8 protein-coding genes are annotated in these 13,016 nt (G+C 42.2%); all 8 read left to right on the top strand.

The annotated features are described in order from the left end of the window. The first annotated feature begins 25 nt into the window (after positions 1–25). The 8 genes from ABIE26_RS01860 (at position 26) to ABIE26_RS01895 (ending at position 12,880) form a co-directional block, all read left to right on the top strand. Positions 26–2,848 (top strand): outer membrane beta-barrel protein, encoded by a 2,823-nt coding sequence (locus ABIE26_RS01860; protein WP_310140684.1) that lies wholly within the window; start codon positions 26–28, stop codon positions 2,846–2,848. A 176-nt stretch (positions 2,849–3,024) separates the two neighbouring features. Beyond that, a complete protein-coding gene (locus tag ABIE26_RS01865) occupies positions 3,025–3,618 on the top strand; it encodes an RNA polymerase sigma factor (RefSeq protein WP_310140682.1) in 594 nt (197 codons plus the stop codon). 60 nt (positions 3,619–3,678) lie between these two features. Continuing rightward, positions 3,679–4,863, top strand: a complete 1,185-nt coding sequence (locus ABIE26_RS01870) for a FecR family protein (protein WP_310140680.1) — start codon at positions 3,679–3,681, stop codon at positions 4,861–4,863. Between the two features lie 196 nt (positions 4,864–5,059). Then, positions 5,060–8,581, top strand: coding sequence for a SusC/RagA family TonB-linked outer membrane protein (locus tag ABIE26_RS01875; protein WP_310140678.1), 3,522 nt, complete (start codon positions 5,060–5,062; stop codon positions 8,579–8,581). 74 nt (positions 8,582–8,655) lie between these two features. After that, positions 8,656–10,044, top strand: coding sequence for a RagB/SusD family nutrient uptake outer membrane protein (locus ABIE26_RS01880; protein ID WP_354375528.1), 1,389 nt, complete (start codon positions 8,656–8,658; stop codon positions 10,042–10,044). Position 10,045: 1 nt separating this feature from the next. Next, on the top strand, positions 10,046–10,978 hold the full coding sequence (locus ABIE26_RS01885) for a hypothetical protein (protein WP_310140672.1): 933 nt from the start codon (positions 10,046–10,048) through the stop codon (positions 10,976–10,978). Between the two features lie 95 nt (positions 10,979–11,073). Next, on the top strand, positions 11,074–11,640 hold the full coding sequence (locus ABIE26_RS01890) for an RNA polymerase sigma factor (RefSeq protein WP_310140669.1): 567 nt from the start codon (positions 11,074–11,076) through the stop codon (positions 11,638–11,640). 94 nt (positions 11,641–11,734) lie between these two features. Then, on the top strand, positions 11,735–12,880 hold the full coding sequence (locus ABIE26_RS01895) for a FecR family protein (RefSeq protein ID WP_310140666.1): 1,146 nt from the start codon (positions 11,735–11,737) through the stop codon (positions 12,878–12,880). The last annotated feature ends 136 nt before the right edge of the window (positions 12,881–13,016 follow it).

Genomic DNA, 13,016 nt, shown 5'->3' on the forward strand with positions numbered 1-13,016 from the left:
CAAACTAATACACACCCACACACAAATGAAATCTTTGAACCAGGTTAACGCTGTACAATTGTACGCCAGTCCCCCACATGCACATTACTTTAATTTAATGATGCGCCTCAGTATTCCCTTTTTCTTCCTGTTGTTTAGTGCTGCACAGCTTTTTGCTCAGGACAAGCCTAAAACACAAGATCCGCCACCTCCGCTTCCAACGCGTGAGATCAGCGGTATTGTAAAGGACAGTACAGATCTTGGCGTAATTGGTGCCACGGTGAGTTTAACGTCAGATAAGGATACCTTAAAAACGAGTACAAACTCTGACGGTATATTCATCTTTAAGAATGTAAAATCAGCCACTTATACATTGGTGATACAGAGTATAGGCTATGAGAAATCAAAGGCCATGCGTTTTAAACAGAACGACATGATTCCCAGGATTGTAATGGACCCGATTTATCTGAAGGAACAGAAAAATACCTTAAATGAGGTTGTAATTGAAGGGACGCCATCTATTACCTATAAAACGGATACCGTAGAATATAAGGCGAGTGATTATGTGGTCAGGAAAAACGCTACGGTTGATGAGCTCTTGAAGAAGATGGAAGGTATGGAGGTGGGTACCGATGGAAGTTTAGTGCACCAGGGAGAAACAGTTGCCAAGGCCAAACTGAATGGTAAGGAATATCTTGGGGGCGACATTGCCAATGCCATTAAAAACCTGCCGGCCGAGATAGTGGATAAGATTCAGATTGTAGACGATTATGGCGACCAGGCGGCACGTACAGGTGTTAAGGATGGTGACCCTCAAAAGATATTGAACATCACGACAAGAACGGATAAGTCGGTCGGGAACATGCTGAATATGAACGCTGCCGGAGGCAGCAATGAAAGAAAGGAAGCAGGCTTGTTTGGCACCCGGATTAACGGGAACCAGCAGATGGGGATAAATGGCAATTACAGGGATGTGATTAACCTCAATTCGCTAAGTGGCTCTACGGAAACTATGGGCGCCAATTTCAGTTTGCGCGATAAGATCAAAAATAAAATGGAGTATAACGTTAATTATCGTTTCAATAACTCCAATAACGACAATATAAATAAAACGGAATCGCTTGTAAATACCAATGGTGGGCCATTGTTCAGTACGAACAACAGCAACAGGTTACAAAAGTCGAAAGACCATGAATTTAAGCTGGAGTTTGAGATGGACCTGGACTCAAATGATTACCTGAAGGTGGTTCCCAGCTTTAAGTACAATTCTTCAAACAACACCAGTAGTTCTGAGGTTTTTCAGAGAAATGAGGACGTTAGCCAGGGGCAAAACCAGGATCGGAACATCAGGAACTCAAATTCGAGAACTGCGCCGGAATTGGGGATTTCCGCTTTTTATCAGCATACCTTTAAGAAATACAGAAGAAATTTCTCTTCACAAATCGATTTAAACAGGAACAGTCAGGATCAGGATCAGGAGCAATATCAAAAAACCAGGGCTTATCTTACGGCCGGGGAAGAAGAGGATATCACCAACCGGATTATTGCCAGGAAAAACCTGCGCAACAATTACAGGGGAAGTTTAACTTACGTGGAGCCCCTTGGCCTGAATACACAGTTTGAGGTAAACGCCCAGGTAAATTACAACGGCTATAAAAATGATGCAACCACCAGGGATATTCTTGATTCAGGGTTGTCTGGTGTCATAGATTCCCTGAGCAATATTTACGACTATTCCTTTACCCAGGGCCGGGTAGCGCTGAACTTTAGGTATGGTATGGCTAGTACTTCTAAAGTGAGGTTTTCTGTGGGTTTAACCGGTGTACCGGCATTGTTGTCGGGAACAAAAGTGAGTCTGGGTACTTCGACCAATCGCAGCAGTTTTAACCTGATCCCTATCGCCAGGTTTGAATACCGCTGGACCAGACAGCAGAAGTTATCGTTCAATTATTCAGGAAATGCGGTAGAACCGACCTTTGATCAGATTCAACCCGTGCGGGATGTGACCAACCAGAAAAACCCGGTTGTAGGTAACCCGAACCTGGCAGCAACTTTTGTACATACACTGAGGGCAGATTACAACAACTATATTGCGAATTCCAAGCTCAATATTTCCTTTAACGGAAACGGATCCTATACAAAAAATGCGGTGATCAGGAACGTAGTTGAGATTGCGGATCCGGATATCCCCGGAGCAAAAATTAATGAGACCCGTTTCATGAACGTTAGCGGTGTTTACCGTTTAACCGGTAACTACAATATCAGCAAACAGATCAGTAACAGGAAGTACAGTCTGAACCTGAACGGTACGATGAATTACAGTCACAATTTAAATATGCGCGACGGTTTACTGAACACCGCCGACATCACTTCGATAAACCAACGTTTTGGCCCCAAGATCAACCCTACAGACTGGCTTGAAATTAATGCCGATCTGGGCTATCGTTACGATAAAACGGTAAACAGCTTGTCGAGCTTCAGAAATACCAGCAACAGTACTTTTTCTGTTAACCTGGATGGACGCCTTTATTTATGGGAAAATTGGATGCTGACCTATAATGGTAGTAAACAGTTTATCAGCGGTATTCAGGGAAATACAAACAACAGCCCATTAATCATCAATGCGAGCCTGGAGCGCCAGCTCTTTAACAGAAGGGGACAAATTACATTCCAGGCTTTTGACGTGCTGAACCAAAATAATTTCATCAATAACCAGCTGAACGATGATGGTGGTTATACCAATACTTTTGTGAATACAACAAGCCGGTACTTTATGCTTAAGCTAAGTATGAGGCTGCAAAAATGGTCTGGTGCACATGGCCGTGGCGGCAGAGGAATTATGCGCAGGGGAGATGGCAGTTTCATGTAACAGCTGCAGATTTATGGAACATATAGAAAAGGCCGGCAGGAGATTATCCTTCCGGCCTTTTCTATTGTAAAGGAAAATTTACGGAGATGCTGAGGAATTAAAAATATTTATTTAACATTGAAAATATTTTAAAGTTCTTAAAAATAGGACCGTCAAGTACCCGGGGGAATTAAAACATGGCATTAAAGAGCGCAAACGAGGAGCAATTGCTGTTAAAGCAGATTGCTGAAGGCAATGAACAGGCCTTTGCTGCTTTTTTTTATCAATATTTGCCCGTTTTACAGCCTTTTGCATTAAAATTTACCAAATCCGCCGATGCTGCCGAAGAGATTATTCAGGATACTTTCTTAAGGGTATGGTTAAACAGGGATAAACTGGAAGCTGTAGAAAATGTAAAAGCATGGCTGTATAAATATGCCTCAAATGAGTGCCTGAACTACCTGCGTAAGCAGCTTAAACAGGCAAAAGCAATTGATGGCTTCGGTGTTGAGCATCCTCAGGAAAGCAACAGTACGACGGATGCGATTGACCTGAACGATGTGAATCACCTGGTTAAGGAGGCGATAGCCAGGTTACCGTTACAGCGCAAAAAGATTTACCAGATGAGCCGCACTGATGGTATGAGTATTCCGGAAATTGCCGTGGCCCTCAACATTTCTCCAAATACGGTAAAAAATGCCCTGGTGATCTCGCTTAAAACCATACGGGAACATTTAAACAAACATGGAGTGGCCCTTTCTGTGCTGGCTTACATTTCTTTAATGAAATAAATATTTTTTTATAACCGATAGTCCTTTGTGCGGTTTGCGGTTTCTTAGTATCAGAATCTTATGAAAGAAAGAATAAATTACTTACTACTCAGGTTTGAAGAAGGGACACTTAGCCGGGCAGAAACTGAGGAGTTGATGGCATTATTGGAGCTGGATGAAACTCCGGTTAGCGATGCCATTGCTAAGCGGATTGATGCACAGTTGCCAACCACAGTTGAGCCGGAGCAATGGGCGCCGGTATTGGAAAAGATTCTTTCTGTGGACAGAAAAATTCCTCAGGGCAGACTGTTGATGCCGTTATTCAGATGGGCTGCGGCGGCAGTAATATTAATTACGTTAAGTGTCGGGGGCTGGTTGTATTTTTCAGGAGGATTGGATAAAGATTCAAACAAAGCACTTTATGCCAATGATATTCAGCCGGGAGGTAACGATGCGATCCTTACCCTGGCCGATGGATCAGAGATTTCGTTAACTGATGCCGGAAGAGGTAAGCTGCTGGAAACAGCAGGTGTGCGTATAGAGAAGCTGGCAGATGGTCAGCTGGTGTATACGGCAAACAAGGAACCGGAAAATACAGGTGCTGAAGTGACTTACAATACCATTACTACGCCACGCGGAGGGCAATACCAGGTCAATTTACCCGATGGTAGTAAGGTATGGCTTAATGCCGCATCTTCGATGAAGTTCCCGACCAGTTTTGCCAAACAAAAGGAGCGCAGGATTGAGCTTAGCGGTGAAGCTTACTTTGAAGTAGCGAAGAATAAAGAGCAGCCGTTTAAGGTGCTGACGCCATCATCCGAAAAAGACAGGATGCAGGAAATCGAGGTATTGGGTACGCATTTTAATGTGAATGCTTACGATGATGAACCTGAAACCAAAACCACATTGCTTGAGGGAAGCGTTAGGGTTTCTGTTCCTGTATCTGGCGCTGCGGCACAGCTGCTTCCAGGGCAGCAGGCGATCATGAAAAATAGGGCTTTACAAACGGTTAATATAGATACGGAAGAGGCTGTGGCCTGGAAAAATGGCAATTTTATATTTGCCGGAGAAGGGATTGAAAGTATCATGCGTAAGATTTCGAGATGGTACAATGTGGAAGTGGTTTATCAGGGTAAAATTCAGCCCAACAATTACATAGGTACCGTATCCCGCTTCAGTGATGTGTCTGAGGTGTTGGGTATACTGGAACTGACAAAGGCCGTACACTTTAAAATAGAAGGAAGGAGGATTACAGTTATGCCCTAAAATCTACTAAACGCCTCCTGTAATCCAAAAAAAAGCCAGACCCGACTGCCATCGGAATCTGACATGCGGTTTGGATTACTCAATAATTTGCAGAAACAGTTTATCAACAAACCAAACCAAAACAAATGTAATGAATTTTTACAATGTCTTTAGGCAGGGGCTAATGCTATGCCTGCCCGACCAAATATTGCGGATAATGAAGCTGACCACTATTATCATGATTGCCTTTTTTATGCAGGTAAGCGCAAATGGCCTTGCTCAGAAAATCAGCATTTCTGAAAGCAACGCTACAATAAGTAAAATTTTTAAACAGCTGCAGCAGCAAAGCGGCTATAATTTTGTATATACTTCGCAAACGCTTGAAGGGTTAAAACCTGTTCATGTAAAGCTGAAGAATGTAAGTTTAAAAGAAGCCCTGGATGTTTTAATAGCAGATCAGCCGATCACTTATGTGATCAGGCAAAATGTTGTAGTTGTACAGCGGAAAAACGATTCAGGTGAGCCTGTACAGGCAGCAATTGAAATTAAAGGAAAAGTAACAGACGAGCGGGGAAAGGAGTTCCCGGGCGTAAGCGTGAAGTTAAAAGGAAGCCGTGTTACGGTGGCCACGGATAACTCCGGCCAGTATAAAATTACCGTGCCGGATAATGACGCGGTTCTTGTGTTTTCTTATGTAGGCTACAATGCCGTTGAAGAAGCGGTAAAACAGCGTACTACAATTAATGTGAAGATGGTACCTGCTGAAAGTGCATTGAATGATGTGGTGGTAACGGGATATCAGTCATTAAAGAAAAAGAGTTTAACAGGTTCTGTTACAACTATACAGCTAAAAGACCTGGAAACTGTTTATCAGCCAAATATTGATAAGTTATTGCAGGGACAGGTACCCGGAATGACCTTAATGAGTACTTCAGGAGCACCCGGGTCTATTCCGCAGATCCGTATCCGTGGTACGGCAACTTTGAGTGGAAACGTGCAGCCATTATGGGTAGTTGACGGGATCATATTGGACGATGCAGTTAATGTGTCTGTTGATGATATCATGACCAACCGTAACCTGATTGCTTCCGGTATCGGAGGTATCAACGTAGACGATATTGAAAGCATAAACGTGCTTAAAGATGCGGCTGCGACCGCAATATATGGTACCCGTGCTGCAAATGGGGTAATCGTGATTACCTCAAAAAAAGGTAAAGCAGGGAAAACGCGTGTGAACTTCTCGAGTAACCTCACCTTCGGTGAAAGACCCCGGATTGAAGATGCCTACATGATGAATTCAAAGGAGCGTCTCGATGTGAACAGAGAAATGATCCGCAGAGGCGTTTTTAATGCAACCACTCCAGCCGCAGGTGAGTACAATACCGTTTCGGATTTTGAACGTTATTTTATCGATGTGATGGATAAAAAAATTACATGGGATGATTTTAATCAGCGCGTTAACTATTTAGAAACTGTCAATACCGATTGGTTCCAGCATCTTTTTAGAAATTCGGTCACAAACAGGCAAAACCTAAGTGTTTCCGGAGGAGATGAAAGAACAACATTTTATGCTTCGGGAAGTTACATGAATGACCAGGCTACGGCTAAAGGTGTTGGACAAAAAACTTACACGGGATCATTAAAAGTGTATACCAGGATTTACGATAAGATCCGGCTCGGGGTAATGATGGATGTCAATGCACGTGAAAACAAGAGTTTCTTTGCGGTAGATTCTAAAGAAAATCCTTTCGAATACGCCATATATACCACCCGTGCGCAACCGGCAAAGAACCCGGATGGAACTTATAGCCATTTTTATTTGAATGGGTTGGAGTATAATTTCCTGGAAAATAGGGATAAGGGCTGGCGCAACTCGCGTAACTTCGGTTTTAGGGGATCATTGGATTTGGAATATAAAATTATCAAAGATTTAACCTTTAATTCCCTTTTTTCTTACGCTAAACAAAATACAACAGATGAAGATATTGCTGTTGACGACAGTTACTTTGTACGCATCAGAAAAAAAGACAATCGTGAGATAGTTAATGGTCAATACGTGTATGTATGGAAAGATGGTGGCTATAGAAAAGACCGCAGTTCGTACAATGGTTCAATTACTTTCAGGAATCAGTTGACCTATAATCCATTTTTCAATAATATCCATTATTTGAATGTGATGGTTGGACAGGAAGTCCGGAAATCCAAGACCAGTGATGTTAGTGCTGAAGTCTACGGGTACTCTCATGACAGAGGACACCAGCAGATTCCACAATTTGATTATATGAAAAAAATGGGGGCGCCATACTGGAGAGAAAACCTCAATGACGGCGCAAATTTGTCCTATTTTGGTTCTGTTAATTATACCTATGATAACCGGTACACGGCCAGTTTCAACATACGCACGGATGGGTCTAATCGTTTCGGGTTGAAGACCAATCAACTGTTCCAGCCATTATGGGCAGTTGGTGCAAACTATCAGATGAAAGAGGAGAAGTTTCTTAGGGATGTGAACTGGCTTTCATACCTGACATTCAGAGGATCATATGGCAGTCAGGGAAATGTTGCTTCTCAGGCTTATTCAGACTTAGTGGCCAGAATTGGTGCTGTAGCCCTTGAAAATCCATCAAATTATCTCATCATTGATGCGCCCAAGAATCCAAACTTAAAATGGGAGCAGACGTACACCACAAATTTAGCGTTAGAGGCAGGATTTTTCAAAAGAAAGCTGATGTTCAACGTAGAGTGGTACAACAAGAAAGCAGTTGATCTGCTGGGTAGCAGACAGGTATCACAAGTAACAGGATTCGATCAGATACAGGTCAATTGGGCGTCTATGTTGAATAAAGGTTGGGAATTCTCTTTAAATACCATTAATATGGACAATGGCAATTTCAGATGGTCTACCAATGTAAACTTTGGGTTTAACCGGAATAAGGTATTGGATGTATATGCCAAGCCAACTGTTCAAAGTCTGACTAATTCCAGAAGGAGCCAGTATTCAACGGCAGCAGTAGTGGGACAGCCTATTGATGGGCTTTGGTCGTATCGTTATGCTGGTCTGAATCAGCAGGGAAGAGCTACGTTCTATACAGACAAGGAAGGTGTGAAAGTATTAAATGGAATGACGAGTATAGATGGACTGGGGTACTCTGGAGTGATAAATCCTAAATCCCAGGTTGGTTTTACAAACACATTTACCTATAAACGCATTACATTATCAGCTTTGTTTGTGGGTAGCTTTGGAAATGTGATGCGCTTACGTAATCTGTCTAATGGCAGCTACTTAGGCTTCCCAGACCCTACCCAGAATATGTCTAAAGAGTGGGTGAACAGATGGCAAAATCCTGGTGATGAAGCGTATACGAATATTCCGGTTCTTGAGGTAGGTTCAGATAATGCATTAATTGCATTAAACCCTAACAATGGTGCAATGTTTGACAATTCCGATCTTAGAACAGTTAAAGGAGATTTTGTACGTTTTCAGAATTTATCTATTGGATACGATTATTTTACACCAAAGTTACGTGCTATAGGCATACAAAATATCAGGCTGGCACTCCAGGGAAATAATCTTTATGTATGGAAGGATAAAGCACTAAAGGGGCAGGACCCAGAAGCACAAGGATCACCGATCCTTTCGTATTCATCAACTCGTGCAAGTGCAACTGCAATTAATTTTGGCAACACATTCCTGCCCGTACCGAGATCCTATTCCTTGTCTTTAACTGTACAATTTTAGTAGTCAATATCATGATAAAATTTATAAAATATTCGTTTCTTTTATTGTCTATAGCACTCATTGGCTGTAAAGATATGTTAGATATTAAGCCAGTACATAGTATGACACCCAAATCTCTGGAAGATTTTGAGGCTGTTTTACTTGGAGGATATCCCCGGTCTGATTTTTTTATCAAGACAGAGATGCTGACTGACAATGTATATGTCAATTTTAATGCGGAGGTCCAGCCTTCCCAGGAGGTTGAACGCTGGTTTACTTTTTCATCGTCCTTAATTGCACCAGGTACACAATCGGACCCTTATTGGGGGCAGATGTACAAGAGTATCTACTATGCCAACTCGGTTTTGGATAACCTGAAGGGTATGTCTATAAAGCCGGAACAGAAAGCACTATTTGAGCAGGTTCAGGGCGAAGCTTATGCGTTGCGCGCCTACAGCTATTTTTACCTGATTAATTTTTATGCAGATGTTTATAGTCCGGCCAATTTAGGCCTTCCTGGGGTACCTATGCCGCTTACAGCCGAAGATGTTAACGTAAATGCGGGGAATAATGTCCGGACACCTATTGGTGATGTCTGGAACCAGATCGTCAAAGATATTGAACTGGCGACGGGTTTACTTACCGGAAAAAAGGTGACGGATAGATATAGGTTCTCCTATAATACATTACAGCTATTCAGGGCCCGGGTAGATTTAATGATGGGCAATTATGAGTCTGCTATAACCTATGCCGGTTCAGTCATCAGCAATTATCCTCTGGCAGATTTATCGGGCATTGAAAAAAGGATAACAGAAAATGGTTTTAAAAGTGCATTAGCTTACAACTTTGGGTTTGTAGACACGCAATTGAATAAAGAATTGATGTTTTTTGTAGGTGGACGTGCAAATATGAATCCATATTATTATTCAACAGGATCTGTAAAACCGACTGAACAGTTGCTGAGTCTAAGTACCAGGTATGGAAATGTAAGTGATTACCGGCAGTTGGTTTTTGATCATTTTGAGGATAATGCTACACAGGTGATTAAAATGGGTAAAACTGTTTATAAGATGTATGCCTCACAAGATCTCTATTGCTATTATGTAGGTTTTAAGGCCAGCGAGGCGTATTTGATTCGTGCAGAAGCCCAGGCACGTTTAAACAAGTCTGACCTTGCACTAAACGATATCAATTCGATTTTGAAAAGCAGGATGCGTAAAGATTTTGTGAAGACACTAAAAGTCAGTGATTTTGCAGATAATACAGCCGTATTGGACCGTGTTCTGGAAGAACGAAGATTGGAACTTGCTTTTGATGCCGGTTTTAGGTTTATGGACTTACGCAGATTGGGGAAACCTAAAATTGAACATGTATTCAAAGACGCCAGAGTTTATACTCTGGAAAAAAATGATCCGCGTTATCTTATGCAGATTCCGCCGTCCGAATCAGAAAATAGTACTGGAATGCCATTAAATCCGAGATAAAATGAAAAGATTAGATTATATTTTAATAGCAGGTGCAGCATTGATCAATATGACTTTTGCAAGCTGCACAAAGGAATCCGAAATATTACCTTCGGAAGAATTGGGACTGGAGCAGCTATTCAAGCCAAAGGCAAATGCAAACCCAATTGAAAAAGAATTATATGAAAATTATGGTGTATGGGTGCGAACTGAGTTTACGGACTCCAGAGAGGTATACAACGCTTATTTAGGTCAGGATGTTAACAATGCCCGCTATCCTGCGGTAAAGGTAGATGAAGACAAAAAGGAAAGTGCCTATATCTATATGAAAACGCTTTTGTCTAATATTTCTAAAGATTATGTGAAGCAGGTTATGCCCAATGAAGTATTTTTTATCAAGACATACGGGCATCCGCTATGGGGCTACCAATTTTATGTAGTCGGCCGGAACAGACTCGCTTTTGCGTGGCCAAACACAACATATGGATCCCAGCCGGTTGTGGATGCTAACGTTCATTACTATAAAGATTCTGTCTTAACCAGGGAAGTATGGCGCAATTTGAGTGACATGGTTGGCAGCCGGATTCCGGAAGAAATCCCTGATTTCGAAAAGATAGGTAAACCGTATGATGGGGGAACTGCCTTTACTAAGATCCGGGATCAGTACTTTATTGATTATGATCTTGCCAAAAGAAACAGAGAATGGCAGGCCCTGGCTGATCAGGGAGGGTACCTGGATCCTTATGCCTCATTCTCTTTTAAAGCGGAGTACGCTGCTTTTTTTAAGCTAATATTGTTGGAATCCTATGAAAATATTGATAAGCAATATTTAAAAGGAAATGACATGCGCAGACAAAAATACAATCTCTTTGTGAAGTACTTTAAAGATAAATACAACTGGGATATTCAGGCTACCGGTAATAAATACCGGCAGGAGTTGAATAAGTATAAATAAACACGAACGCTGCTCAGATCACCTTGTCGTTTTTATGGCGGGGTGATCTTTACTGTAATCATTGCATAATTGCTATCTTTGCAATGAGATAGCGGATGAAGACCATTTACCAATCGATACCAGACCATGAACTGGTCGGCCTGCTTAGGGTGGGCGACAGGTTGGCTTATACCGAGATCTATAACCGTTATAAATTCATTCTCCATACCCATGCCTACAAATGGATGCGCGATAAGGAAGAAGCTATGGACATTATCCACGAGCTTTTTGTCACCTTGTGGGACAAGCGCGAAACCATACAGTTCAGTACCAGCCTTTCCGGATACCTGTACGTGTCCTTAAGAAATAAGATTTTTAATCGTGTTTCCCGCCAGAAACTGGAATCGCAATACATTACTTCCCTTCAAAGTTTTATAGATAAGGGCGATTGCATCACAGACCACCGCGTTCGTGAAAAAGAACTCAGTGCGCTTATCGAAAAAGAAATCTCTGCATTGCCCGTTAAAATGCGTGAGGTTTTTGAATTGAGCCGCAAATCAAACCTGAGCCATAAGGAAATTGCAGAACAGCTTGGCCTTTCTGATCAGACCGTTAGAAAACACATACAGCATGCGTTAAAGATTTTGCGGGAAAAACTAGGCCTGGTACTGTTTCTGTTGTGATCTGACAATAAAAATAAAATATTTTCATTTTTATTTACCCCATAGGCTACACGAATTTGTCTTCCATACAATAAGCGCCCTGGTGGCTTTAACTATGGAAAAAATAAACGCAAAAGAACTGTTGGCAAAATATGAGGCTGGTACCTGTACCGAGCAGGAAAAGGCTTTGCTGGAAAGCTGGCATCTGGACTATGCGTTTGAGGAGCAGGAAAAGTTAAGCTTTGATGAGCAGGCAGCAGATCTGGATAAAGTTTGGGGCAGATTACAATCGGAACAACAAGCGAAAACCACGCGGATCTGGCCATTTATGGTTTCTGCGGCCGCTATTCTGCTGATTGCGGGTATTGGGATCTTTTTTTATCACTTAAAAAATGAAGAAGCAAAGGCATTTGCCGCTGCTGCAGCAAGTTTGCAGCCTGGTAAAAATAATGCGGTGCTTACTTTGGCAGACGGAAAGAAGATTGTGCTTGATGATGTAGCGAACGGGGAAATAGCCCGACAATCGGGGATAAGTATTAAGAAATCTGCTGATGGAACAATTGTTTATGAAATCGCAAATCCGAAAGATAGGCCCTCAGCTGCCAATACATACAATACCGTAGGCACACCAAGGGGCGGTAAATACCAGTTAAACCTGCCAGATGGTAGCCGGGTGTGGCTCAATTCAGCATCTGAAATCAGTTTTCCCGTAGTCTTTGCGGCCAATGAACGTAGGGTGACCTTAAAAGGGGAAGCTTATTTTGAGGTAGCCAAAAATGAAAAGCAACCCTTTCATGTGCACACCGAAACTCAGGATATAGCCGTATTGGGCACACATTTTAATGTCAATGCTTTTAGTGATGAGCCCGCAAGTAAAACTACCCTGTTGGAGGGCTCAGTAAAAATTACCGCCAACGAGGCATTAGGACCCGTTAAAGCGCTTGTGTTAAAGCCGGGCCAGCAGGCTGTCATGAGTAACAGCCTTTCGCTTACCAATGTAAACACGGAAGAGGCCGTCAGCTGGAAAAACGGGATGTTCCAGTTTAATGAAACAGAATTGAGCAGTATTATGCGGCAGGCAGCCAGATGGTACGACGTGGATGTACTTTATGAAGGTAAAGTGCCATCTATCCGCTTTAGCGGAGAAGTTTCGCGAAATGTAAACGCTGCAACATTCTTAGATATGTTAAAATTCCTGGATGTTAAATTCAGGCTTGAAAAGCTGGGCGGGGGCCGAAGCACAATTATCGTTTCTCAGTAAAATAGCAATTAACAGAAACACAAACATAAATTAAAAACATGAAGAAAGCGTTACCACCAAAGTAAAGGAGCTGGTCGCTGAATAAAAAAACCGGGAAAGTGTTGAAGCACTTACCCGGTGAAAGCCCGGATCGCAG

Origin of the sequence: Pedobacter africanus (assembly GCF_040548825.1) — a bacterium.
GTDB lineage: Bacteria > Bacteroidota > Bacteroidia > Sphingobacteriales > Sphingobacteriaceae > Pedobacter > Pedobacter africanus_A.